22 protein-coding genes are annotated in these 23,766 nt (G+C 62.0%); 11 read left to right on the forward strand and 11 right to left on the reverse strand.

Features of this window, described 5'->3' with window-relative positions; genetic code table 11:
* Nucleotides 1-137: 137 nt before the first annotated feature.
* Nucleotides 138-809: a hypothetical protein gene (locus tag AAA138_RS06620; protein ID WP_346977074.1), complete on the reverse strand. Its 672-nt coding sequence runs from the start codon at nt 807-809 to the stop codon at nt 138-140.
* A gap of 234 nt (nt 810-1,043) precedes the next feature.
* Here AAA138_RS06620 and AAA138_RS06625 point away from each other — a divergent pair, with 234 nt between their 5' ends.
* Entirely contained in the window at nt 1,044-1,712 is a 669-nt protein-coding gene (locus tag AAA138_RS06625; RefSeq protein ID WP_271761094.1) for a hypothetical protein, read from the forward strand.
* Nucleotides 1,713-2,187: 475 nt separating this feature from the next.
* Here the strand turns inward: AAA138_RS06625 and AAA138_RS06630 are convergent, their stop codons facing one another.
* From AAA138_RS06630 to dnaK, 5 genes are all read right to left on the reverse strand, one after another.
* On the reverse strand, nt 2,188-4,488 hold the full coding sequence (locus AAA138_RS06630; protein WP_349090095.1) for a hydratase: 2,301 nt from the start codon (nt 4,486-4,488) through the stop codon (nt 2,188-2,190).
* Nucleotides 4,489-4,886: 398 nt separating this feature from the next.
* Nucleotides 4,887-5,303, reverse strand: coding sequence for a helix-turn-helix transcriptional regulator (locus AAA138_RS06635; RefSeq protein ID WP_349090096.1), 417 nt, complete (start codon nt 5,301-5,303; stop codon nt 4,887-4,889).
* A 72-nt stretch (nt 5,304-5,375) separates the two neighbouring features.
* Entirely contained in the window at nt 5,376-6,341 is a 966-nt protein-coding gene (locus AAA138_RS06640; protein ID WP_349090097.1) for a DnaJ C-terminal domain-containing protein, read from the reverse strand.
* Nucleotides 6,342-6,449: 108 nt separating this feature from the next.
* Complete coding sequence (locus AAA138_RS06645) at nt 6,450-7,292, reverse strand: nucleotide exchange factor GrpE (RefSeq protein ID WP_349090098.1); 843 nt, start codon at nt 7,290-7,292, stop codon at nt 6,450-6,452.
* A 2-nt stretch (nt 7,293-7,294) separates the two neighbouring features.
* The gene (gene dnaK, locus AAA138_RS06650; RefSeq protein ID WP_055310046.1) at nt 7,295-9,187 is read right to left on the reverse strand and encodes a molecular chaperone DnaK; all 1,893 of its coding nucleotides are present in this window, start codon (nt 9,185-9,187) and stop codon (nt 7,295-7,297) included.
* 657 nt (nt 9,188-9,844) lie between these two features.
* Here dnaK and AAA138_RS06655 point away from each other — a divergent pair.
* Nucleotides 9,845-10,030 (forward strand): 4Fe-4S binding protein, encoded by a 186-nt coding sequence (locus tag AAA138_RS06655; protein WP_006235216.1) that lies wholly within the window; start codon nt 9,845-9,847, stop codon nt 10,028-10,030.
* Nucleotides 10,031-10,229: 199 nt separating this feature from the next.
* Here AAA138_RS06655 and AAA138_RS06660 read toward each other — a convergent pair whose 3' ends face one another.
* The 4 genes from AAA138_RS06660 to nadA are packed head-to-tail and all read right to left on the reverse strand — an operon-like array spanning nt 10,230 to nt 14,097.
* Complete coding sequence (locus AAA138_RS06660; RefSeq protein WP_055310045.1) at nt 10,230-10,775, reverse strand: transcription repressor NadR; 546 nt, start codon at nt 10,773-10,775, stop codon at nt 10,230-10,232.
* Nucleotides 10,775-11,635 (reverse strand): carboxylating nicotinate-nucleotide diphosphorylase, encoded by an 861-nt coding sequence (gene nadC / locus AAA138_RS06665; RefSeq protein WP_055310044.1) that lies wholly within the window; start codon nt 11,633-11,635, stop codon nt 10,775-10,777. Before nadC ends, AAA138_RS06660 begins: the two co-directional genes overlap by 1 nt.
* 3 nt (nt 11,636-11,638) lie before the next feature.
* Nucleotides 11,639-13,015, reverse strand: a complete 1,377-nt coding sequence (locus tag AAA138_RS06670; protein WP_349090099.1) for an FAD-binding protein — start codon at nt 13,013-13,015, stop codon at nt 11,639-11,641.
* Between the two features lie 56 nt (nt 13,016-13,071).
* The gene (gene nadA / locus AAA138_RS06675; RefSeq protein WP_349090100.1) at nt 13,072-14,097 is read right to left on the reverse strand and encodes a quinolinate synthase NadA; all 1,026 of its coding nucleotides are present in this window, start codon (nt 14,095-14,097) and stop codon (nt 13,072-13,074) included.
* A 292-nt stretch (nt 14,098-14,389) separates the two neighbouring features.
* Between nadA and AAA138_RS06680 the strand changes: the two genes are divergently transcribed.
* The gene (locus AAA138_RS06680; protein ID WP_138341713.1) at nt 14,390-15,112 is read left to right on the forward strand and encodes a LytTR family DNA-binding domain-containing protein; all 723 of its coding nucleotides are present in this window, start codon (nt 14,390-14,392) and stop codon (nt 15,110-15,112) included.
* The gene (locus AAA138_RS06685) at nt 15,112-16,389 is read left to right on the forward strand and encodes a GHKL domain-containing protein (RefSeq protein ID WP_349090102.1); all 1,278 of its coding nucleotides are present in this window, start codon (nt 15,112-15,114) and stop codon (nt 16,387-16,389) included. The genes AAA138_RS06680 and AAA138_RS06685 overlap by 1 nt, the downstream gene beginning before the upstream one ends.
* 64 nt (nt 16,390-16,453) lie before the next feature.
* Here AAA138_RS06685 and AAA138_RS06690 read toward each other — a convergent pair whose 3' ends face one another.
* Complete coding sequence (locus AAA138_RS06690) at nt 16,454-17,029, reverse strand: hypothetical protein (protein ID WP_055310041.1); 576 nt, start codon at nt 17,027-17,029, stop codon at nt 16,454-16,456.
* Between the two features lie 136 nt (nt 17,030-17,165).
* On the opposite strand from AAA138_RS06690, the gene trxA reads away from it, so the two are divergent.
* The 7 genes from trxA (at nt 17,166) to hypE (ending at nt 23,728) form a co-directional block, all read left to right on the forward strand.
* Complete coding sequence (gene trxA / locus AAA138_RS06695; protein ID WP_349090103.1) at nt 17,166-17,486, forward strand: thioredoxin; 321 nt, start codon at nt 17,166-17,168, stop codon at nt 17,484-17,486.
* A 220-nt stretch (nt 17,487-17,706) separates the two neighbouring features.
* Nucleotides 17,707-17,955, forward strand: a complete 249-nt coding sequence (locus tag AAA138_RS06700; protein WP_006235225.1) for a hypothetical protein — start codon at nt 17,707-17,709, stop codon at nt 17,953-17,955.
* 1 nt (nt 17,956) lies between these two features.
* Nucleotides 17,957-18,469, forward strand: a complete 513-nt coding sequence (nikR, locus tag AAA138_RS06705) for a nickel-responsive transcriptional regulator NikR (RefSeq protein WP_349090104.1) — start codon at nt 17,957-17,959, stop codon at nt 18,467-18,469.
* A gap of 29 nt (nt 18,470-18,498) precedes the next feature.
* Complete coding sequence (gene hypF, locus AAA138_RS06710; RefSeq protein ID WP_349090105.1) at nt 18,499-20,970, forward strand: carbamoyltransferase HypF; 2,472 nt, start codon at nt 18,499-18,501, stop codon at nt 20,968-20,970.
* A 134-nt stretch (nt 20,971-21,104) separates the two neighbouring features.
* The gene (locus AAA138_RS06715) at nt 21,105-21,365 is read left to right on the forward strand and encodes a HypC/HybG/HupF family hydrogenase formation chaperone (RefSeq protein WP_195920097.1); all 261 of its coding nucleotides are present in this window, start codon (nt 21,105-21,107) and stop codon (nt 21,363-21,365) included.
* The gene (hypD, locus tag AAA138_RS06720) at nt 21,365-22,480 is read left to right on the forward strand and encodes a hydrogenase formation protein HypD (RefSeq protein WP_349090106.1); all 1,116 of its coding nucleotides are present in this window, start codon (nt 21,365-21,367) and stop codon (nt 22,478-22,480) included. Before AAA138_RS06715 ends, hypD begins: the two co-directional genes overlap by 1 nt.
* 213 nt (nt 22,481-22,693) lie before the next feature.
* Nucleotides 22,694-23,728, forward strand: coding sequence for a hydrogenase expression/formation protein HypE (gene hypE, locus AAA138_RS06725; RefSeq protein WP_349090107.1), 1,035 nt, complete (start codon nt 22,694-22,696; stop codon nt 23,726-23,728).
* The last annotated feature ends 38 nt before the right edge of the window (nt 23,729-23,766 follow it).

The raw sequence follows: 23,766 nt of genomic DNA on the forward strand, positions 1-23,766 counted from the left end.
AGACAAACAGAAGACACCCGAATCGAAAATCTAAATCTGTAACACCAGGCCCACTTTTAGCGGCCAAGATGTTACAGATCGAGACAAACCGAGAACTACTACAAAGGGGACGGGTACCTTTGTGGTGGTTGCAGTCTCTATTTACTTGCCGAACCCGTGCTTCCCGATTCGCCGCTCCAGGGCATCTCATCCTCGAAGAGCCATATACGGGCAGACCCACTATCGCGTGCAGTCTGCGGGTCGGGCAAGCAGGTCTGTTCATAGGCATCTTGGATACACTGACCCATAAAATCGTTGAGCTCGGCCTGGTCGCCCTCCATGACATAGGCTGCATCGCCGGCCATGATGTAAATACCCGGACCCTCATTGCCCTCGTAACCCGGATCGTACGAGACATCACATAACTTTGCGCCGTTTGCAGTGTCCAGCTCGATGGAAGAGTGGCATCCGCCAACCATGTCGTTCGCTTTTGCCCGATAGGACGCATATCCGTACCAACGCTTAAATGTTTTGCCCTTGAGTAGCTCGGACGCCCTATCGATCAGGCTTGTATCCGTGGTATAGCGCATGGCCCCAAGCTGAATACTCGGATAATTGCTAATACCCAGCACAGCCGGCTGCTCATCAAAATCAACGGTAATGGTCTCGGGCTTGTCGTCGCCGGTCAGAAGTTCGACAGATTGAGCCACAGGCTTGACCAACGGCTCCGTCACCGCAGCAGGTAGAAATGCCATACCGACAGCGCCCGCGCCAACCACAGCGATCGCAAGCGCCAAGACAATCAATCCAATACGGGCAGAACGGCTCACGGCAAAACACCCCACAATGCAAACCTTCGCCACCTGCACTAATGATACCGCCAGCTAACACTATTACCAAAAGAAGCCGCGCGCTCCTCACCACCACAAAGGGGACAGGCACCTTTGTGGTGGTTTTCGACGCTAACGGTTGACCATCTCGCGCCATGAGATTAAACTTGAATTGTTCTCTGAACATATCCATTTCTGCTTATCCTCAACAGATCTTTGTCTCGAGGAGCGCATGTGAAGCCGTCTCATTCCACCGGTCGTAACGTCATCGCCATTCTCGCCATACCCATCGTGATGCTCTTCCTTATCGTCGTCACTCCTTTTTCTTTTGGTTTCGCCTCGCCCTTCGATCTTTGCGGAATGGTCAACGCCGGCTCGCGTGCCACCTCGCTCTCCTTTATTTGTCGTGGCGTGTTCTACGAAGATAGAATTCCCACCGGAATTTGGCAGTCAAAGTTGCCACTGCTCGGTCAGATCGACGGATGCTCCCCCTATTTCTGCCTTGGACCTCAGGCGCTAAACTATCTAATCGACGACCAGCCACTCGACTCCGTCACCCTCGCCTACGACTACGCACCAAACACCGATGAGCGCCACATGAACCAAGTCCTCGACAAGATGCTTGGACAGTGCGGGCTCACCGAGGAGGCCGGTCGAACCATCTATAGCAACCAGAAATTAAAGCGAACAGAACTCCGCCGTGTCGGAAAAATCAAAGGGCGAAACGGGGCCGCCTACTGGGATGCCTGGGCAACACGCGACAAGGGCGAATTCGGACACAGCACCTATATGGTCACTGTCTACACCAAAGACGGAATTAAGGACAATGTTGACGATTTCGCGTCATCCAAATTCGGCATCCCCAAAACAACCAAGCCCGCCAGCCCAGATGAAATCCTGTAGAGACGCTCATTAGAATGTCGTTCAGCGAGCACGGCAGCATCGAGCTCGCCCCCCACCACCACGAAAGGGACAGGCCCCTTTGTGGTGGTTTTCGACTCTGGCACTCGACTGTCTCGATCTGTAACATCTAGCGGCCCTTTTCGATCCTAGATGTTACAGATTGAGATGAAATGATCGGCGGCGATTGTTTGTCTCAATCTGTAACACCAGGCCCACTTTTAGCGGCCAAGATGTTACAAGTCGAGACAAACCGTGAACCACCACAAAGGTGCCTGTCCCCTTTGTGGTGGTTTTCGACAAAAAGAAGCCGCCCCGATAACAGAGGCGGCATCAAGCAAGTCTATTTATTAGCGTCCCTCAAGACCCAACGAGAACGCAGAAATGTAGCCCGGGGCTTACCCTTTCCCGAACGCGACCCTCGCGAAGCGCGTGAGCGGGCGGGAAAGGGCAAGCCCCGGGCGGACAATTAAGTGCGTTACTCGGCAGCGGCCTTGAACTTGTTGTAGTTGATCAGGCAGCCGGCCTTGACGATGGCACGCTCCTCTGCCGTCATATCGGCAATGTAGAGCTCAATCTGCTCGACCGTACCATCGGCGCGGACCACGTAAGCGGCGATGTCCTTCAGGTCGCCGTCGAGCGCGGCGCGGATACCCGGCACAAAGACGTAGTCGCCCACCTCAAAGCTGGGCTCGGCCTCCATCTGGAAGGGCACCATGCCCCAGTTCATCACGTTGGAGCGATAGCGCTTGGTGGCGTACTCGTGGACGATGTTGGCCAGGCCGCCAATTACGCGCTGGCAGCTCGCGGCCTGCTCGCGGGCGGAACCGTCACCGGGCTTCTTGGCATAGAGCATGGAGCCGTACTCGGTCGCCTTGGCGTCGGCAGCGACACCCGCGCCGGCCAGCGCCTCAAACACGCCGGCAAGCTCGGCATCGAGCGCGGCCAAGTCGCCTGCTGCCTCGCCGGCAACGCGGCGCTTCTCCACGGCGTCGACCTCCTTGGAACGGCCCACGTAGGCCGGGTCGCGGCGGCTCAGCGTAAACTCAGCCAAGCCCAGCGGGTTGGAGCGGAAGGAGCTCGTCTCGCCCGAAGGAATGAGCTCGTCAGTCGTGGTGACCGGGTCCATGATCTTGGAGCACACCTTGAGCAGGATGTCGTCGCCAAGGGGCTCCATCGCGGGCCACGGCTTGATGTTGGGGCCCTCGACCAGCTCGTCGGCAGGCTCCGCCTTGCCAAAGCCCCAGTACACACGCTTTTTGTACGGCGCGTCGTCAAAGGTGTACTCGCAGGCCTCGTCCCAAATCTCCTCGGGCAGGTCGGTCGCCGGCGTCAGGACGCCGCCGTTGGCAGCCGTCGCCGCAATGGAGCGGGCGTCCATCAGGGCCACGGCGCTCAGCTGACCGTTGCCCGGCTTGGAACCCTCGCGATTGGGGAAGTTGCGCGTGGTGTGGCGGATCGAAAGGCCGTTGTTGGCAGGCGTGTCGCCGGCGCCGAAGCACGGGCCGCAGAATGCCGTGCGCACAATCGCGCCGGCCTCCATAAGGTCGTAGATGTAGCCGCGGCGTGTAAGCTCGAGTGCCACGGGCTGGCTCGTGGGATAGACCGACAGCGAGAACTCGCCGCAGCCGGTGTTAGCGCCCTTGAGCACGCGAGCAGCCTGGACCACGGAGTCGTAGTTGCCGCCCGAGCAGCCGGCGATAACGCCCTGCTGCACGTGCAGCTTGCCGTCGACGATCTTGTCGAGCAGGCTAAAGTGCGTCTTGCCCTCGCCGATCTTGGCGGCCTCGAGCTCCACCTCATGCAGGATGTCCTCGAGGTTCTCGTTGAGCTCGTCGATCTCAAAGCCGTTAGAAGGATGGAACGGCAACGCGATCATGGGCTTGATACTCGACAGATCGACTTCGACGCAGCCGTCGTAGTAGGCAACATCGGCGGGCTTGAGCTCGCGGTAGTCCTCGCCGCGACCGTGCATGGTCAAAAACGCGTGCGTGTCCTCGTCGGTGGCCCAGATGCTCGACAGGCAGGTGGTCTCGGTGGTCATGACGTCGACGCCGTTGCGATAATCGGTCGTCATGCTCGCAATGCCGGGGCCCACGAACTCCATGACCCTGTTCTTAACGTAACCCTTGGCAAAGACGGCGCGGATGATGGCGAGCGCCACATCGTGTGGGCCAACGCCGGGGCGCGGGGCGCCCGTGAGGTAGATGGCAACGACGCCGGGATAGGCAACGTCGTAGGTGTCGCGCAGCAGCTGCTTTGCCAGCTCGCCACCGCCCTCGCCCACGGCCATGGTGCCCAGAGCGCCGTAGCGGGTGTGCGAGTCGGAGCCCAGGATCATCTTGCCACAGCCGGCGAAGTTCTCACGCATAAAGGAGTGGATGACGGCGATGTGCGGCGGGACGAAGATGCCGCCGTACTTCTTGGCCGCGGAAAGGCCAAAGACGTGGTCGTCCTCATTGATGGTGCCTCCCACGGCGCACAGCGAGTTATGGCAGTTGGTGAGCACGTAGGGCAGCGGGAACTGCTCCATGCCCGAGGCGCGCGCCGTCTGGATGATGCCAACGAAGGTGATGTCGTGGCTCGCCATGGCGTCAAAGCGAATCTTGAGTGCCTCGGGGTCACCCGACGTGTTATGTGCCTGGAGGATCGAATACGCGATGGTGCCGCGCTTGGCATCCTCGGGCGTCTGCGTAATACCGCGCTCGGCAGCCTCGGCCGCAGGCACAACCTCGCTGCCGCCGCGCAGGTAGATGCCGTCCTCGTACAGCTTGACCATACTGTCTCCCACTCTGCCCAAAAGATTTGGGCGCATAGCATACATTCGTTCAATATCGTGCCATAGAACGGTTGCGAGTGGGTTACGAATCTACACGTTCACTTTATCTCGGTAAAGTACAGGACGAGTCCGGCGAGGGCCTGCAGATTTAGTGCAAGAGTGTCCCTTTCGACTAGTCATTTAAGAACGTCCCCAATGACTACCAACGACTACCGCATCCGGAGCAAGGCAACGCCGCAGGTAGAGGACGGACAGCGAGCGACGTCCAGAGCGAACAAGTTGGCATGAAAAAGGCAAGGCATAGACCTTCTGGTCATGCCTTGCCTTTTGAATGACAAATTGTCGCTCTGGACGTCGCGCAGCGTCGGCCCGTTACGCGGGTTGGTAAAACCGCGTAACTACAAATCCCCGCCTGCGCCCAAAAGTTTGCGCATGACCTGTTCGGGGTTGACCGAGCCGTCGCGCGGGGCCAGGGCGGTGATCTTCTTCTGCATCTTGTACTCGTGCAGCTCGTCCTCGAGCTGGCGTACGCGGGCGCGGAGCTTCTCGTTCTCGTGCTCGCGCTCCTCGGCGCGCTCCTTCATATCGAGGATGCGCACCACGCCGGCAAGGTTGATACCCTCGTCGGTCAGTTGGTTGATGAGCTCCAGGCGCTCGATATCGGCACGCGAATACAGGCGCGTGTTACCACCCGAGCGCTGAGGATTCAGCAGGCCTTTGGACTCGTAGACGCGCAGAGTCTGCGGGTGCATGCCGGTCAGCTCGGCCGCCACGCTGATCATGTACAGCGGTTTGTTCCTATTGTCCTCGGCCATGCTACCTGACCCCTTTCCGTCTCGTTATCGTCCATCATAAGCCCGCGGGCGCGGGCGCGCGCCACGACCGCCCTAGTACGTCGCCTTGTAACGGTTGACCTTCTCGCGATAGTCGCGCGTGTCGGCCTCGCGCAGCTTGGTCATGGCATCGCGCTCATCGTCGGACAGGTTCGCGGGAACCTGCACCTTGATCTCGACGAGCAGCGCACCCGTGCGGCCGCGATGCTTAACGTCGGGCGCACCCATCTCCTTAAAGCGGAACTTCTTGCCCGTCTGGGTACCAGCGGGCACCTTCAGACGAACCGTCGCACCACCGGGCGTGGGCACATCCACCGTGCAGCCGAGCGCCGCCTCGTAGACCGAGATCGGCACCTCCATGGTCACATCGGCACCTTTACGCTTAAACAGCGGATGCTCCTCCACGTGCGTGGTCACGACCAGGTCGCCGCGCTCGCCTCCGGCAACGCCGTACTCGCCACGGCGCTTGTAACGCAATTTGCCGCCGTCGACCGCACCCGCAGGCACCGAGACCGTGATGGTCTGCTGCTCGCCCGTCGAGGGAATGCGGTAGGTGACCTTGTGCGTCACGCCGCGAAACGCGTCCTCGGCCGTCACATCGACAGTCAGCGACAGGTCGCCGCCCTTGCGCGCGCGGTTGCGGCCCGCGCCCGCACCGGCATTACCCGCGGTCCCGGCAAAACCCGAGCCCCAATCGCTGCCCCAGGCGCCGTTGCCACTAAAGATACTGTCGAAGATATCGCCCCAGCCGCTCGCGCCGGCACCGGCGCCATAGCCACCGCTATACGCGCCGCCCGCGCCCGGCATGCCGCCGAACATGAGCATCTGGTCGTACTCTTTGCGCTTCTTCTCGTCCGAAAGCGTCTCGTAGGCCTCGCTAATCTCCTTAAACTTGGCCTCGTCGCCGCCGGCATCGGGGTGATATTTTTGCGCGAGCTTGCGAAACGCGCTCTTGATCTCTTTGTCGGAGGCGCTCTTGGATACGCCCAGGATGTCATAGAAGGTTTTGCCTGCAGCCATCGTAGCTCCTCTCCTGTTATATCCGCCGCCCCTGCGGACGGCGGCTCATACTGTCATATGGCACTAGGCCAGAAAGGGCCCCGGGTGTTGCCCCGGGGCCCTTCTCAATTACTCCTCGGTGCTCTCGGCCGTATCGGCCGTAGCATCCTCGGGCGCCGCTTCGGGCTCCGGTGCGGGGCGCTTCTCGCCACCGTAGGTCACCGTCACCATCGCGGAACGCAGGATGCGATCCGCCATGCGGTAGCCCTTCTGGTACACATCGTTGACGGTCTCGTCATACTGCGATGCGTCCTCGACGCGACCCACAGCCTGGTGCTCGAGCGGATCGAACGCCTCGCCCTTGGGGTCGATGGGCTCAACGCCCTCGTGCGCAAACACGTCGAGCAGCTTGGCATGTACCGCGTCAACGCCATCGACGAACTGCTTAAAGTCGTCGGAAAGCTCCTGGCTGCGGGCATGGTCGATCGCGCGCTCGATATCGTCGATCACCGGCAACAGCGCGGTGACAAGCTTCTCGGTCGCGCGCTCGCGCTCGGCGATGCGCTCGTTGGCGGTGCGGCGACGGAAGTTCTCCCAGTCGGCCTGCAGACGAGCGGTGCGCTCGGTAGCGTCCTTCGCCTTGTCCTCGGCGGACTTCTGAGCCTCTGCCGCAGCATCGAGCTCATTGCGCACGTCGGCAAGCTCCTTTTGGGCCTGCTCGAACTTGAGCTTAAAGTCGTTGTCGGCGGCTTCCTCACCGGCGCGGATAGCGGCTTCCACCATCTCGTCCTCGGTCATCGTCGCCTCCTTGTTGGAATCCTCTACCTGGTTCTCGGCAGCCTCGGCGGCCGGGGCCTCATTGACCTCGGTATCGTCTGCGGCCTCTACGGGAATCTTCACGTCCTTCTCCTCAGAGTCAACGGGGGCGGCGCCGGCGGCAGCCGCCTCCGTGCGAGCTTTACGGGCGGACATGATTACTTGTCCTCGTCGTCCACAACCTCGTAGTCGGCGTCGACTACGTCATCGTCGGCAGGCTGGGCACCAGCGGCACCGTCGGTCTGCTGCTGAGCGTCGGCGTAGACAACCTGGGCCAGCTCGTAGGCCACGGACTGCAGGGACTCGCCGGCGGCCTTGATGGCCTCGACGTCAGAGCCCTCGAGCGCCTTCTTGGCGTCGGCGATAGCGGCCTCGGCCTTGGACTTCACGTCAGCGGAAACCTTGTCGCCCAGCTCGTTGAGGGTCTGCTCGGTGGAGTAGCACAGGCTGTCGGTCTGGTTGCGGACCTCGACCTCTTCCTTCTGCTTCTTGTCCTCCTCGGCATGAGCCTCGGCGTCCTTGACCATACGATCGACTTCGTCGTCGGACAGAGCGGTAGAGCCGGAAATGGTGATCTGCTGCTCTTTGCCGGTGCCCTTGTCCTTAGCGGAGACCTTGACGATGCCGTTGGCGTCGATGTCGAAGGTGACCTCGATCTGCGGCACGCCGCGGCGGGCAGCCGGGATACCGGTCAGCTGGAACTTACCGAGCGACTTGTTGTCGCGGGCAAGCTCGCGCTCGCCCTGGAGCACGTTGATCTCGACGCTGGTCTGGTTGTCGGCTGCGGTGGAGTAGACCTCGGTCTTGGAGGTCGGGATCGTGGTGTTGCGGTCGATCATCTTGGTCATGATGCCGCCCATGGTCTCGACGCCCAGCGACAGCGGGGTAACGTCGAGCAGCAGGATGCCCTCGACGTCGCCGGTGAGCACGCCGCCCTGGACGGCAGCACCGTCGGCAACGACCTCGTCGGGGTTCACGGACATGTTGGGCTGCTTGCCGGTCATGGTCTTGACGAGCTCCTGGACAGCGGGCATACGGGTGGAGCCGCCGACGAGGATGACCTCGGTCAGATCGGAGAGCTTAAGCTTGGCGTCGCGCAGGGCATTGGTGACAGGCTGCTTGCAGCGCTCGAGCAGGTCGCGCGTGATCTTCTCGAACTCGGCGCGGGTCAGCGTGTAGTTGAGGTGCAGCGGGCCGGACTGGTTCATGGTAATGAACGGCAGGTTGATGGTGGTCTGCTGGGCAGCGGAGAGCTCCTTCTTGGCGTTCTCGGCGGCCTCCTTCAGACGCTGCAGGGCCATGGGGTCCTGACGCAGATCGACGCCGTTCTCCTGCTGGAACTTGTCGGCCATCCAGTCGATGACGCGCTGATCCCAGTCGTCGCCGCCCAGGTGGTTGTCGCCCGAGGTGGACAGAACCTCAAACACGCCGTCGGCGAGGTCAAGGATGGAGACGTCGAAGGTGCCGCCGCCCAGGTCGAAGACCAGGATGCGCTGGTCGGTGCCCTGCTTGTCCAGGCCATAGGCCAGAGCAGCAGCGGTCGGCTCGTTGACGATACGCTTGACGTTGAGGCCGGCGATCTTGCCGGCGTCCTTGGTGGCCTGACGCTGGGCGTCGTTGAAGTAGGCCGGGACGGTGATGACGGCGTCGGTGACGGTCTCGCCCAGATACTTCTCGGCGTCGGCCTTCATCTTCGCGAGCGTCATGGCGCTCACCTGCTCGGCGGTGTAGTCCTTGCCCTCGATGTCGACGACGGCACGGCCACCCTGGCCCTCCTTGACCTCGTACGGCACGGTCTTGATCTCGGAGGTGCACTCGGAGTACTTGCGGCCCATGAAGCGCTTGATGGAGAACACGGTGTTCTTGGGGTTGGTGACAGCCTGGTTCTTAGCGGCCTTACCCACAACGCGGTCGCCGTCGGCACGGAAGCCCACGACGGACGGGGTGGTGCGGTCGCCCTCAGCGTTCACGATAATGGTCGGAGAACCGCCCTCGAGGACGGCCATTGCGGAGTTGGTAGTACCAAGGTCGATACCAAGAATCTTACTCATTAGAAATTCCCTCTCTCTTGTGCGTTCGCGCCGCCTCGACGGTCTGTCACGCGGCGCTTCGGCTTGTCTTTCAGGATGTAGTGTATCCCCTTATGGGCCGGAATATACAAAATCTAAGTCAATTCATATAAGATTTCTTATTGCTGAGAGTTTAGGTTCTCAAATGCGCAGGTAGATGCGCTGATTGAATTCTCGACAAATCTATCGAGATCTATGTAGAGATAGCTGAGGTTTGGGTCCGGGGGTGCCTGGGGCTGCCTTGCGGAAAGCTCGTCCCGGTTTGAGCGTGGATTCCGGGTCGCAGTTTCCGTCTGAAAGCTCAACCGGAAACCATATCCCGTTTTGAGAGCTGATACCGGGTCGCAGTTTCCGCTAGCGGGCCCAACCGGAAACTGCGACCCGTTTTTCGACCAAATAACGGGATGCCCTTTCCGCAAGCGCGCTCAATAGCTCAATATTTCAAGTCACCTTTAGCTAACATTTACGCAGCTCAACGGCCCCACCTGCACGTTTTTTAGTAAACCTTGGCATACTCGGCGAACGGTATGAAGATGCCGGTCAGAGGGTATTGCAAACGGTCGCTCCCGTGGTATGTTTTTGCCCGAATCAAACCGGCGCGCATCGCCTGTAGCGTCGGTCAACAGAGAGGAAACTACCATGGCTCATCCCGTAATTGATGCCGACGAGTGCATCGCTTGTGGCGTTTGCGTCGACTCCTGCCCCGCTGGCGTTCTGGAGCTCCAGGACGTCGCTACCGTCGCTGACGAGGACTCCTGCGTCGCCTGTGGCGCTTGCCAGGACGCTTGCCCCGCTGGCGCGATCACCGAGATCGTCGAGGAGTAACAACTCCCCCACTTGCACACTCAAAAGTACACCGTGCACAAAAAAGGAGGCTTCCGCATCGCCGCGGAGGCCTCCTTTTGCATATGTGGGCAGCTAATTTGGAGCGGGACCCTTGGCAGTTGCGGTGGAATAGTTCCTGTTTTATGTCTTGGATGCCTTTTAGGAACTATTTCACCGCAACTTATAGATGCGGCGTCGACTAGGACAAATCGTCTTCGTAGGGCATCAGGTCTGCTAGGTAGCCTTTTTCCTTGAGCATCGCCTCGATCTCGTCGAGGGTCTGTTCGTCCTCCGCCGCAATGCGATGGAAGTGGTAGCCGCTGGTCACCGTCAGCAGCGGGAAACTCTTGCCGCTCTCGATATCGTGCAGGTAGCGCTCAACATCGCGACGATTGCGGATGTCCAGGTCGGCCGTGATCTTGCCGTACACACGATGGTTGACGATCACGTTAAGCACGGCGCCACCCGCGTCGACGATACTCGTAAGTTCGTCGCCCGCCTGCTCCACGCTGTGGCGCACCTTAACAAGACGCGTGGGCACGGCGGGGCTGCTGGGGGCCTCCTGCAGCACATAACCACGGTTGGTCGCCACGACATCGTGCCCATCGGCACGCAGCAGGGCAATATCCTGAACCACGATCTGACGGCTCACGCCAACCTCGCGGGCAAGTGCGCTGCCCGAAACGGGCTCCTTGGCCACCTCGAGCACGTCCATGATGGCACGGCGACGCTCGCGGGCGTTCATTATTTACCGTCCAGCAGACGCAGGTGCTTAAGCGAGAGGTCGAGGATCGGCGCGGAGTGCGTCAGGGCGCCCGAGCTAATAAAGTCAACGCCCAGGTCGGCGAGCGCACGGATATTGCCGGCGTCCACGTTGCCCGAACACTCGGTCTTGGCGCGACCGGCGATAAGCTCGATAGCGGCGGCCATGTCGTCATGGGTCATGTTGTCGAACATGATGATGTCGGCGCCGGCCTCCACGGCCTCGCGCACCATGTCCAGGTTCTCGCACTCGATCTCGACCGTCGTGGTAAACGATGCATGGGCGCGCGCCATCTCGATCGCACGCGTCACGCCACCGGCGGCATCGATGTGGTTGTCCTTGAGCATGACGGCCGTCGACAGGTTGTAACGGTGGTTGCTGCCGCCGCCGATCTCGACTGCCGCCTTTTCAAACACACGCATGCCCGGTGTGGTCTTGCGCGTGTCGACAAGCACGGTCTTAGTGCCCTCGAGCGCCGCGGCCATGCTGTGCGTGTAGGTAGCGATGCCGCTCATGCGCTGCAGATAGTTGAGCGCCACGCGCTCGCCCGAAAGCAACACGCGCGCGTCGCCGCGCACCTGGCCCACGTGATCGCCGGCATGCACCTCGTCGCCATCCGAGACATCGAACAACACGGAGCTCTGCGGATCCAGCAGCTCAAAGGTGCGGGCGAATACGTCCAGGCCGGCGATAATGCCGTCGGCCTTGGCGATAAGCTCCACCGTGGCGGGACGCGCCGTGGGGCACACGCTCGCCGTGCTCACGTCCTCAAACGTAATGTCCTCGCGCAGAGCCTGCAGAATCAGATCATCGACGACGAGCTTCATGGTAATGGGATTCATGGTCTACTCCTCCACGGCCTGCGTGCCGGCGGCACGGGCCAAATCATCGATTGCCAGGGCGTCGGCGCTCAGGGCGCGATGACGGCCATCGAGCGCGGGATCGCCCGCCTGCTCCACGGCCAGCGACTCGCCGGTACGCATGTACCACGCGGCGCGACGACCCCAGACCAGTGCTTCGAGCAGACTGTTTGATGCAAGGCGGTTCTTGCCGTGAACGCCGTTGCAGGCCGTCTCGCCCGCGGCGTAGAGCTCGGGCATCGAGGTGCGGCCGTCCTTGTCGACCCACACGCCGCCCATAAAGTAGTGCTGCGTCGGCGTAACGGGAATGGGCTCGTCCAAGATGTCGCGGCCGTCCTCCAGGCAGCGCGCGCGAATGTTGGCAAAGTGCCCGGTCACCACGTCGCGCTCGACGGGGGCAAAGCTCAGCCACTCGTGCTCGGTGCCGTCCTGCTTCATCTGCTCGCGGATGGCGGCGGCGACAACGTCGCGCGGCTGCAACTCGTCGGTAAAACGCTCGCCGGCGGCGTTGAGCAAAATCGCGCCCTCGCCGCGGCAGCTCTCGCTGATCAGGAACGTGCGACCCGGCTGCGGCGAGAACAGACCCGTGGGATGGATCTGCACGTAGTCCAGGTGCTCCATCTTAATGCCATGCTCCTGAGCGATGTAGCAGGCGTCGCCCGTGAGCTGCGGGTAGTTGGTCGAATGGTCGTATACGCCGCCGATGCCGCCCGTTGCCCACAGCGTGTGGCGGGCATGGATCTTAAACGGCTCGCCGGCATGCGCGCCCTCGGCGGCATTTACCAGCTCGTCGGCGGGACGAACCGAGTTGTTCTCGTCCACGGGAACGGCGACGATACCGGTGCACACCGTGGCGCCGTCACGCTCGCCCGTCAGGATGTCGGTCATGGCCACGTACTCCAAAATCTGCACGTTGTCCAGCTTGCGGACAGCCTGAAGCAGCTTGGTCGTAATCTCCTTGCCGGTGATATCGGCATGGAAGGCAATGCGCGGACGGCTGTGTGCGCCCTCGCGGGTAAAATTGAGGCTGCCGTCGGCCTTGCGCTCAAAGTCCACGCCCATCGCCAGCAGGTCGTTGATGACCGAGCGGCTCGAGCGAATCATGATGTCGACGCTCTCGCGGCGGTTCTCGTAGTGGCCGGCGTGCATGGTGTCCTCAAAGAAGGCATCGTAGTCCGAGCCTTCGGGCAGCACGCAGATGCCGCCCTGCGCGAGCATCGAATCGCACTCGTCGACAGCGCCCTTGGAGAGCATGATCACGCGCGTGCTCGTCGGCAGGTTGAGAGCCGCGTACAAGCCCGCTACGCCGCAGCCGGCAATAACGACGTCGCACTCCATGTCGGGGTATTGTTTGGTTTCCACAGGAATCCTCTCCCTTGTAATGTGGCATAAGGGACTGCCCCTCATGTCACATCGTTCTAACGCGCCGCGTACTCGAGCATGCGGTCGAGCGTGAGTTTGGCCTGGTCGGCAGCCTCGTCCGAGACGCCGATCTGCACCTCGCCCTCACCCGTCTCCAGGCAGCGCACGAGCTTCTCGAGCGTGATGAGATCCATGTTGACGCAGATGGGCTGCACCGCGGGGAAGTAGAACTTCTTGCCGGTGCCCTGGCAGCGGCGCTCGAGCTCGTAGAGCACGCCGCGGACCGTCACGATAATGAACTCGCTCGCGTCGGACTCCTCGGCATACTTGATGATGCCGGCGGTGGAGCCGATGTAGTCGGCCTCGGCCAGAACGTCGGCCTTGCACTCGGGGTGCGCCAGCACGAGCGCGTCGGGGTGGGCCTCCGTCGCGTCGACGATCTGCTCGACGGTGATGATGTGATGGCGCGGGCAGTAGCCGTTGTTGAGGATGACGTGCTTTTGCGGCACCTGCTCGGCTACGAAGCGTCCCAGGTTTTGGTCGGGAATGAACAGGATATGCTGCTGCGGCAGCTCGGACACGATCTTAACGGCGTTGGAGCTGGTGACGCACACGTCGCTCCAGCTCTTGATCTCGACCGTGGAGTTGACGTAGCACACCACGGCCAGGTCGTCGCCGTACTCGGCGCGCGCCGCGTCGACCGTCTCGCGCTTGACCATGTGCGCCATGGGACAGTCCGCGCCCGGCTCGGGCAGCAGTACGGTCTTAGTGGGATTGAGCAGCTTGGCGCTCTCGCCCATAAACTCCACGCCGCACAGCACGATGGTCTGCTGCGGCAGGCTTTTGGCGAGCTTTGCCAGGTAGAAGCTGTCGCCGACGTAATCGGCAACGGCTTGGACCTCGGGCGCCACGTAATAGTGCGCCAGGATTACCGCGTCACGTTGGGTTTTTAGTTGATGAATGGCCTCGACGAGCTCTGCGGGCACCAGCGCCGCACGCTCCGTTGCCGTCGTTGCCGATGCCAGGCCGGCCGCGATATCGCGTGCAAGCTCCGACGCATCCATGTTCGCGCTCTGTGCCATCAAGGCCCCTCTCTTTTGGCGAATCTTGGGGCTTTAGTATGACACCTAGGTTTACAGCTGACAAGACAGCTGTAAACCTAGGTGTAAAGTTGAAATAAAGATTCAATCATGTGGCAAGTCCATTTTCGAACTGGCAAGCTGAGGATAGCCGGGCTTTCGATAGCGCAGGAGGCATCTTTCGCCACCGCAACACCGCTTAGCGCGAGCTGCACGCCGTGGGGCGCAAACGGTCCGCACCCCCGCAAGCGGCGCGTGCCCGATGTGGCAAAATCGAACTACTTAAGGGGGCCGAATGCTCAAGATTATTGCCTGCGACGATGATGTCGCTTTTCTAGATAGACTGCACCGGATGATCGACCGTTGGTCGACCGAGACGGGCACGGCGGTCGATGTTGCGCTCGTCACGCGCGGCGAGGACCTGCTGGCCCGCCATGCCGCATCGCGCGCCGACATCATCTTGCTCGATATGATCATGCCGCTCGTCAACGGCATGGACACCGCACGCGAACTGCGCCAGGCCGACACCGCCGTGCGCCTGGTGTTCCTCACCTCGTCGCCCGAGTTCGCGCTGGAATCCTACGAGGTCCGCGCCTTCGACTACCTGCTCAAGCCCGTGACTTACGAACGCCTGGCGCAGTTACTCGACGAGCTTTCGAGCATGCGCCCGGCGGCAACCGACGAGCTCGTGATCAAAACTTCCTTTGGCTACCACGCCCTGCGCCTGTCCGACATCGAATATGCCGAAGCGCGCAACAAGCACGTGGTCTTCCACCTGCGCGACGGACGCGATATCGAGGCACTCGAGTCATTCCGCAGCGTCGAGGACCGTTTGGTGCAAAATGCCACCTTCTTTAAATGCCACCGCAGCTACCAGGTCAACCTGCGCAATATCGATCACTTTGACCGCACGGACATCGTCATGCGCTCGGGCGCGTGCATCCCGCTTTCGCGCAGCTGCAAGCAGGGATTCCAAGACGCCTACTTTGCGGCGCGCTTTGAGGGTGGGAGACACTGATGGTCTCCTCGGTCGAAATGGTCCTTTGGGCAATCCACCACGCCACAACGCTACTCTTTGGCGTCTTTGCCTCGGCGGCGCTGTGCGGTGTCGAGATCAACCGGCGTCATGCGCTTGAACTGGTGCTGGTCGGTGCCGTAACCGGATGCGCATTTGGCCTCGCCAATGCCGTCGGCGGCGAGCTTTTCGCCCGCCAGGTATATCCGATCGTCGTGCATCTGCCGCTCGTCATCTATTTGTGCGCGCGCTACCGCCTGAGCCCGCTGCTTGCCGTGCTCGGCATTACGAGTGCCTATCTGAGCTGCCAGTTCAGCAATTGGATGGGCATCGCCGCATTTGCCGCAACCGATTCTCAGATTGCGTACTATCTGGCGCGCATCGCGACCACACTCGCCGTCTTTGCCGTCCTGTTGCATTGGGCCGGCGACATCGGTCCGCGCTTGGCGATTAAAAGCACCACCGAGCTGGGCATCCTTTTAATCCTGCCGCTCGTCTATTACGTCTTTGACTATGCCACCAACGTCTACACCACGCTGTTCCACTCGGGCTCGGTGGTAACGGTTGAGTTTTTGGCATTTGCGCTCTGTGCCTTCTATCTTATGTTTCTTGCCGTTTACCTGCGCGAATACGAAGAAAAGGAAACCGCCGAGCGAGAGCGCTGGATGCTCGAAACCCGCGACAGCGCCGCCATCAAAGAGCTCGAGGCTTGGCGTCAATCTGGGCGCGAGCTGTCGATTCTTCGCCACGACATGCGCCACTTCCTACGCGGCCTGGCCGCTTTAATTGAGGAGGGCCACACCGACGAGGCGCTCGATCGCATCGACGAACTCTGCGAAGCCGGCGACCGCACCGCCGTACGCCGCTTCTGCGCCAACGAGACCGTAAACATCGCGCTTTCGTCATTTAACTCGGATATCAATAGAAACGGCATTACCGCCAACCTGCGCGCCGCCGTACCCGAAACCATCCACGTAGGTGAAGCCGACCTGTTTAGCGTGCTCTCAAATGCCTTGGAAAACGCTATCACCGCCGCAAGCACCGCACCCCAAGGAAAGCGATTCGTCGACTTTGACCTGCGATTAGAGGACGGCCAGCTGCTGCTGTTAGTTTCCAACACGTTTGACCGCGCGCCGCGCATGGTCGACGGCATGCCCGTAGCCGGGCACACCGGACACGGCTTTGGAACCAAGAGCATTAAGCTTGCCGTCGAACGCATGAACGGCAACTGCCAGTTCCGCATTAACGGCGATCGGTTTGAGCTGCGCGCTGTGATGTAGAAGTGCGGCGCCGATCTCGAGGCGCGCCTTGCCCGCCAGACAATCGCTCGCCGGCGCCAATCCGCTACAGCGGAGCGGCTGCCGGGGTCAGCTGCTTGATGTATGCCCACATGCGCTGCTTGGCGGCCTTGTCGGTGAGTGCCGCCTCAAAGCCGTCGAGCGCGAGCACGCGGCGGCCCTGCACATGGGCGACCAGGCCGGGCTTGAGCATAGCGGTATCGAAGTCGTCGATTGCCACAAGCATGTCGGCATAGGTCTCGCGCATGGTATCGGCTGCGCGATCGTCCAGCAGCAGAACCGCCTCGGGGTCCAAAGCCTCAAGCGCCTCACGGAACAGCTCGCACGGCAGAGTCTCGCCCACCGCGACCGCTCCGTCACCCACGCCGGCGACGCTTGCCAGCACGCAAAAATCCTCGGGCGCGTAGCCGATGGCCCCAAGCGCCTTGCGCAACGCCGCGCCATCCGGGCCGGCGGCAAGCTCGCCACCCGAACGCTCGGCCTCGTCCAAATCGCCTTTGACCAGCACGATCGGCGAGCACGCGTTGCCCGCGATACGCACGCCACGACCCGCAAGCGATGCGAGCTCTTGCTCGGCCGCCTGGGCGATGGCTTCTTTTTTCTGGCTTTGTGACGTGGGCATGCGCTCTCCAATCGTTTGCGTGCCCACCATTATATAAAAGAGCTGCCCGCGAGTGGTTGCTTTGCGGGCGGCTGGGTATAAGCACGGTCGTACTGAGTTTTACGCGGCCGAGCCGCGTCGCATTATGGAGGTCACCATGGCTGACATTAAGCAGATTACCCCCGAGAACTTCGATTCCGTCGTTAACGGCAGCCTTCCCGTGCTGGTTGATTTTTGGGCACCGTGGTGCGGTCCCTGTCGTTCGCTCTCGCCCATCGTTGACGAAGTGGCCGACGAGCTGGCCGGCAAACTTGTCGTCGCCAAATGCAACGTCGACGACAATCAGGACCTGGCCATGAAGTTTGGCGTCATGAGCATCCCCACGCTGGTTGTATTTAAGAACGGCGAGGAAATTGACCGCTCCGTTGGCGCGCTGCCCAAGGCCAGGCTGCAGGCGCTGCTTGAGAAGCACCTGTAATACGCCGGTCATGTGCTGCCGTCCATGAGCGGTTTTGCGCCGCTCACCGGAGAGCCGGGCGCTGCGCCCGCGACCACGGATAGTATGGTAGTCACAAACAGCCCCCAGTGAACGGGTGCGGGTCAGACAGACTCGCACCCGTTTTCTTATGCGGCGATGCGCAAAGCGGGCGTAGTAGAATCTGAACCACTGATTAGACCCGTATAAAAGGAGATTTCCCATGCATGACGTCGGAATGAACATGAGCCAGCTTGCCATGAGCGTCAAGCAGGTCGACGACACGATCGAGCTCGCCCACGAGTGGAGCCATCAGCTGCTGCATGCGACCGAGAACTTTGATATGGAGCGCATTGGCGCCAAACTCGAGGCCGCCATGGCGGCGCTCCACGAGGCGCACGACGCACTCGAGGGCTACGAGGAGGCCATCGAGGCCGACCATAACTCCGTTGGCTCCGTAAAGCTGGTGTAGCGTGACCGAGCACGAGCACACCTGCGATCACGGACACGAGCATTCGCACGGGCCGACTGGCGACGCGGACTGCCGTTGCAGCGGCTCCGCCTCCGAGCTGGTCCGCTTTTCGGTCACCGCGCCCGACGACCTGCTGCGCCGCTTTGACGAGCAGATCGCGCGCCGCGGTGACGTGGCCAACCGTTCCGAGGCCGTACGCGATCTGATTCGCGCCTCGATCGCCAAGGAGCAGATGCGAACGCCCAACGAGCAGGTCATCGGGTCGCTCACCATGATTTACGACCATCACACCGGCGACCTGACGCGCCGTCTGGACGAGGTGCAGCACGACTACACCGACGAGATTGTCTCGACCATGCACGTGCATCTGGACCACCACAACTGCCTGGAGATTCTGGCGCTCAAGGGTCGCGGCAAACGCGTCTACGAGCTGGCAGACCGTCTGCTGGGACTGCGCGGGGTTAAACACGGCGAGCTCACCTGTGCCGCCACCGAGCAGAGCCTGGGGCTGTAACAGCACACATTTCAATGAAGGAGGATCGCATGCGGCACGTGCATATCCATGTAACGGGCATTGTGCAGGGCGTCGGCATGCGACCGTTTGTGTATCGCGAGGCCATGGCGCACGGCATTTGCGGCTGGGTGCTCAACGCGGGCGATGGCGTGCATATCGAGGCACACGCTCAAAGCGAGTCGCTCGACGAATTTATCGCCGCGCTTTCCGAACATGCGCCTGCGGCGTCTCGCGTGGAGCATGTCGAGGTTGTGGACCTAGCACCCGGCGACTGGGACGCCGCTAACGAGCAGGGTTTTCGCATTGTGGCGTCGCGGGATCAGACTGCCCACACGACGCTCATCTCGCCCGACATCGCCACATGCGACGACTGCCTGCGCGAGCTGTTCGACCCCGCCGACCGACGCTTTCACTATCCCTTTATCAACTGCACCAATTGCGGGCCGCGCTTTACCATCATTCGCTCGCTGCCCTATGACCGAGCGGCAACCTCGATGGATCGCTTTCCCATGTGCCCCACCTGCGCCGCAGAGTATGCCGACCCGCTCGATCGGCGGTTTCACGCGCAACCCGACGCCTGCTTTGAATGCGGGCCGCACATTACGTGGCGCGAGGCGGATCGCGACGTTGTACCAGCGGGTGTCGACGCAACACCAGCCGTCGGCTCCACGCGCGAGGCCAGCGATGCCATCATCGAACGCTGTGTCGAGCTGCTGGCAGGCAGCGGGATCGTCGCCATCAAGGGTCTGGGAGGATTCCATCTGGCCTGCGATGCCGCCAACGAACAGGCGGTGTGCGAGTTGCGCCGTCGCAAGCGTCGCAGCAACAAGCCGCTTGCCGTTATGGTGCGCAGCCTTGCCGACGCCGAGCGCCTGTGTCACATTGATGGCGTTGAGCGCGACCTGCTGGCCGGCAGTGTTCGTCCCATTGTGCTGTTGCGTCGCCGCGCAGCCGGCAGCGACACCCACGGCTCCCCCAACGCCCTCGAACTCGCGCCATCCGTCGCGCACGACTTGCCCGAGCTCGGCGTCATGCTCCCCTACACCCCACTTCAACATTTGCTGCTCGCCGCGGCTGCAGCGAACGGTATGCACGCAATCGTCATGACCAGCGGAAACCTGAGCGAAGAGCCCATCGAGACCGACGATGCCCTTGCATGGGAGCACCTTGTTGCCGCCGGCATCGCCGATGCGCTGCTCGGTAACGACCGCGCGATTCTGTCGCGCTACGACGACTCCGTGGTACGCTTGGTCGACGGCGACGTCATGCCCGTGCGTCGCGCACGCGGATATGCGCCGCAACCGCTGTCGTTGCCGGCGCTCGACGGCACCACGCCCTGCGTACTCGCCTGTGGGCCGCAGCAAAAAGCCACGATCGCACTCACGCGCGAGGACGCCGACGGTCATACGACCTGTTTTGTGTCGCAGCATATCGGCGATGTCGAAAACGGCGCGACTTTCGATGCCTGGAGCGCCGCGCGCTCGCGTCTGGAAAACCTCTTTGACCTGGCGCCCGCCGCCTTGGCATGTGACATGCATCCCAGCTATCTGTCGAGCCAATGGGCACGCGAGCAGGCACGGGAGCATAATCTGCCGCTTATCGAAGTCCAGCACCATCATGCGCACATCGCGAGCGTAATGACAGAGGCGATTGTCGCAGGCCGGCTTGCGCCCGATGCACGCGTCCTCGGCATCGCCTTCGACGGCACGGGCGCCGGCACCGATGGCACCATATGGGGCGGCGAGTTTCTTATCTCCCATCTCGCCGATTTTGAACGCGTCGCGCATCTGCGCACTTGGACGCTTCCCGGTGGCGCCGCATCCGTACACGATGCCCGCCGCAATGCCTTTGCCCTGCTCAGCGAGCTCGACCTGCTCGAACACCCGGGCGCCGCGGGACTCTTGGACAGCCTTGACGAGCAGACGCGCAGCATAACGGCAACGATGATCGAGCGCGGCATCAACAGCCCGCGCACCAGCAGCATGGGTCGCCTGTTTGATGCCGCAGCCGCGATTTTGGGCATTTGCGGCCAGGCAACCTACGAGGGCGAACCCGCCATCGAGCTCGAAGCCGCCGCCTGGCGTGCACTGGACAGCGAAATCGCCCGTTTTCCCGACGACAACGCCGGCTATTCCGCATCTGACCCATCGTGGTTGGACGGCTCCTATGTTCTGGACCAGAAAGCACTCTTTGAGGCACTTTTGGAGGGAATTGAAGCCGGAGCGCCCGCCGACAGGCTCGCGCTCGACTTCCATGTCGCCGTCGCGCGCTCCTCGGCACACATCTCCAGCGATATCTGCGTGCGCGAGGGCATCGACACCGTCGCCCTATCGGGCGGCGTGTTCATGAACCGACTTCTGCTTCGGCTCCTCACCCGCGAGCTCAAAAGCGCGGGCCTTGCTGTCTTGGTCCCCCACACCGTACCCGTCAATGACGGCTGCATCGCCTACGGTCAGGCGGCGGTCGCGAGCGCTCGTCTTGCGCGGATTGCATCACAGTAGCTCGCCCTCGTACGCCGCCGTGCCCAGCCGTCTCACAGGCGTAACGCGTTTGCCCGCGAACCCCGCGAGCGCTACCATCAACTGATGGATTATTAAGCGCCCATCCAGCGCAAAGCGTCTAAAAGGGGAACAATATGTGCCTTGCCGTTCCCGGTAAAGTAGTCAAACGCGACGACGACCTCAAGGCCACCGTCGACATGATGGGCATCGAGCGCCCCGTGTCGCTACGACTCGTGCCGACGGCTCAGGTTGGCGACTATATTCTCGTGCACGCCGGCTTTGGCATCCAGATTGTCGACGAGCAGGAGGCGCAGGAGACGCTCGACCTGGTCAACACCATGACCGAGCTGGCCGAAGAAGACCAACTGGCCAGCAACCCGGCCGAGGCATACTAGTGGCGGCCGGACAGCCGGCTCGCTCCGGTATCGACTTTTCGGCATTTCGCGATTCCAAGCTGGCCCGCGAGCTCATCGATCGCATTTGCGAGCTTGTCGGCGACCGCACCATCAACCTTATGGAAGTCTGCGGCACGCACACCGTAAGCATCGGCCGCTATGGCTTTCGCTCCATTATGCCGGCCGGGCTCAAGCTGCTGAGCGGACCGGGCTGCCCCGTCTGCGTTACCGCCAACCGCGACATCGACCACGCAATCGCGCTCGCCAACATAGACGGCGCCATCATCACCACCTTTGGCGACATGATGCGCGTGCCCGGATCGTCCACCTCGCTCGCTGCGCAAAAGGCGGCAGGGCGCGACATCCGCATCGTCTATTCCCCGCTCGACGCGCTCGACATTGCCGAGCAAAACCCCAATCGTCCGGTCATTTTTATGGGCGTGGGCTTTGAGACCACGACGCCCACCATCGCCGCCGCCATCCTGGAGGCCGAGGCGCGCGGGCTTTTGAACTTCTCGGTCTATTGCGCCCACAAGACCACGCCGCCAGCGTTGCGCGCCATCGCCAACGACCCCGAGACCGCCATCGACGGCTTTATCCTGCCGGGCCACGTCGCCACCATCACGGGCTTGGCACCCTTTGGCTTTTTGGTCAACGAATTCGATACCCCGGGCGTGGTCACGGGATTTGAACCGGTCGATATCCTGCAAGGCATCTGCATGCTGGTCCAGATGGTTGTCGAGGGCGGGCCCGCGATTGGCAACGCCTACCGCCGTGGCGTCAACGCAGACGGCAACCCCGTGGCGCGCCAGCTGGTCGAGCAGGTGTTTAAGCCGTGCGACACCACGTGGCGCGGACTGGGGCCGATTGCCAACTCGGGCCTTTCCATCCGCCCCGAGTTCTCGCGCTTTGATGCCCGCACCCGCTTTGACGTGCCCGTCGAGGAGACGGTCGAGCCGCGTGGGTGCCGCTGCGGCGACGTGCTGCGCGGGGCCATTACGCCGAGCGGCTGCCCGCTCTTTGGCCGCACCTGCACGCCCGAGCACCCCGTCGGCCCGTGCATGGTGAGCTCCGAAGGCAGCTGCGCGGCGTACTACCGTTACCGCGACTATTAGATTCCGCCGTTCTAACGAACGGCGGACCGGCCGACGCTGCGCACCATTCAGACGAGCGATTTGCCTTTCAATCGTCGGCTGCGGGCAAAAGCCCAGCAGCCTCCTCTTTCAAGGCAACTCACTTCGTCTGAATGGCGCTCGCTGACTTTTACTTAACATCGATTCTGCCACACTCGGCTATTGCCGATTCCACCCACGATTGGAGTTTTCGATATGTCCCGTACTGCCACCGATAGCACTGTCCTGCTGGGCCACGGCTCCGGCGGCCAGATGATGAAGCGCATTATCGATGAGGTCTTTCTGGATGCCTTTGGGTCGCCCGAGCTGCTTGCGGGCAACGATGCCGGTGTCGCCGCGCTGCCCGCAAGCGGGCGAATCGCCATGTCAACCGACAGCTTTGTGGTGACGCCGCAGTTCTTCCCCGGCGGCAATATCGGCCGCCTCGCCGTATGCGGAACCGTCAACGACGTCGCGACCTCGGGCGCCAACGTGCGCTACCTATCGTGCGGCTTTATCCTCGAAGAGGGCTATCCCATGGACAAGCTGCGCCAGATTGTACAGACCATGGCCGAAACGGCACATGAGGCAGGTGTGAAGATTATCACCGGCGACACCAAGGTGGTCGAGCGCGGCGGTGCCGACGGCGTCTACATCAATACCGCCGGCGTGGGCGAGGTGCCCGCGGGCGTGGCGCTCAGCGGTGCAAACTGCCAGCCCGGCGATGTCACCTTGGTCTCGGGTACGCTGGGCGACCACGGCATCGCCATCATGAGCCAGCGCGAGGGCTTGGCGTTTTCGAGCAACATTGAAAGCGACGCTGCGCCGCTCAATCATCTGATTGCCGACGTGCTCGCCGCCGCCCCCGACACCCGCTGCTTCCGCGACCCCACGCGCGGTGGCCTGGCATCCACGCTCAACGAGTTTGCCCAGGCCAGCGGCGTTGCCATGGAGATCGACGAGGACGCCGTGCCCGTGCGCCCCGACGTGCAGGCGGCATGTGAGATGCTCGGCTACGACGTTCTGCAGGTAGCAAACGAAGGCAAGATGGTCGCCGTGGTGCCGGCCGAGCAGGCCGATGCCGCGCTGGCGGCTATGCGCGCCGCGCGCTACGGCGAGAATGCCGCCATCATCGGTCGCGTGCTGCCGCTTGCCGAGGGCGCTCGACCCGCCGTGCGCGTACGCACCGGCTGGGGATCGACCCGCATCCTCGACATGCTCGTGGGAGAGCAGCTGCCGAGAATTTGCTAGGGCGGAATCGCGCGGTCGGCGCGATGTGGCTTGATATC

The sequence above is a fragment of the Collinsella sp. CLA-JM-H32B genome (assembly GCF_040098065.1).
Classification (GTDB): domain Bacteria; phylum Actinomycetota; class Coriobacteriia; order Coriobacteriales; family Coriobacteriaceae; genus Collinsella.

What these genes read in the sequence shown, in the direction of transcription:
- AAA138_RS06630 (WP_349090095.1), bottom strand. Translation starts at nt 4,488, where the DNA reads ATGGTCAAGCTGTACGAGGACGGCATCTACCTGCGCGGCGGCAGCGAG.
- AAA138_RS06635 (WP_349090096.1), bottom strand. Translation starts at nt 5,303, where the DNA reads ATGGCCGAGGACAATAGGAACAAACCGCTGTACATGATCAGCGTGGCG.
- AAA138_RS06640 (WP_349090097.1), bottom strand. Translation starts at nt 6,341, where the DNA reads ATGGCTGCAGGCAAAACCTTCTATGACATCCTGGGCGTATCCAAGAGC.
- AAA138_RS06645 (WP_349090098.1), bottom strand. Translation starts at nt 7,292, where the DNA reads ATGTCCGCCCGTAAAGCTCGCACGGAGGCGGCTGCCGCCGGCGCCGCC.
- dnaK (WP_055310046.1), bottom strand. Translation starts at nt 9,187, where the DNA reads ATGAGTAAGATTCTTGGTATCGACCTTGGTACTACCAACTCCGCAATG.
- AAA138_RS06655 (WP_006235216.1), top strand. Translation starts at nt 9,845, where the DNA reads ATGGCTCATCCCGTAATTGATGCCGACGAGTGCATCGCTTGTGGCGTT.
- AAA138_RS06660 (WP_055310045.1), bottom strand. Translation starts at nt 10,775, where the DNA reads ATGAACGCCCGCGAGCGTCGCCGTGCCATCATGGACGTGCTCGAGGTG.
- nadC (WP_055310044.1), bottom strand. Translation starts at nt 11,635, where the DNA reads ATGAATCCCATTACCATGAAGCTCGTCGTCGATGATCTGATTCTGCAG.
- nadA (WP_349090100.1), bottom strand. Translation starts at nt 14,097, where the DNA reads ATGGCACAGAGCGCGAACATGGATGCGTCGGAGCTTGCACGCGATATC.
- AAA138_RS06680 (WP_138341713.1), top strand. Translation starts at nt 14,390, where the DNA reads ATGCTCAAGATTATTGCCTGCGACGATGATGTCGCTTTTCTAGATAGA.
- AAA138_RS06685 (WP_349090102.1), top strand. Translation starts at nt 15,112, where the DNA reads ATGGTCTCCTCGGTCGAAATGGTCCTTTGGGCAATCCACCACGCCACA.
- AAA138_RS06690 (WP_055310041.1), bottom strand. Translation starts at nt 17,029, where the DNA reads ATGCCCACGTCACAAAGCCAGAAAAAAGAAGCCATCGCCCAGGCGGCC.
- trxA (WP_349090103.1), top strand. Translation starts at nt 17,166, where the DNA reads ATGGCTGACATTAAGCAGATTACCCCCGAGAACTTCGATTCCGTCGTT.
- AAA138_RS06700 (WP_006235225.1), top strand. Translation starts at nt 17,707, where the DNA reads ATGCATGACGTCGGAATGAACATGAGCCAGCTTGCCATGAGCGTCAAG.
- hypF (WP_349090105.1), top strand. Translation starts at nt 18,499, where the DNA reads ATGCGGCACGTGCATATCCATGTAACGGGCATTGTGCAGGGCGTCGGC.
- AAA138_RS06715 (WP_195920097.1), top strand. Translation starts at nt 21,105, where the DNA reads ATGTGCCTTGCCGTTCCCGGTAAAGTAGTCAAACGCGACGACGACCTC.
- hypE (WP_349090107.1), top strand. Translation starts at nt 22,694, where the DNA reads ATGTCCCGTACTGCCACCGATAGCACTGTCCTGCTGGGCCACGGCTCC.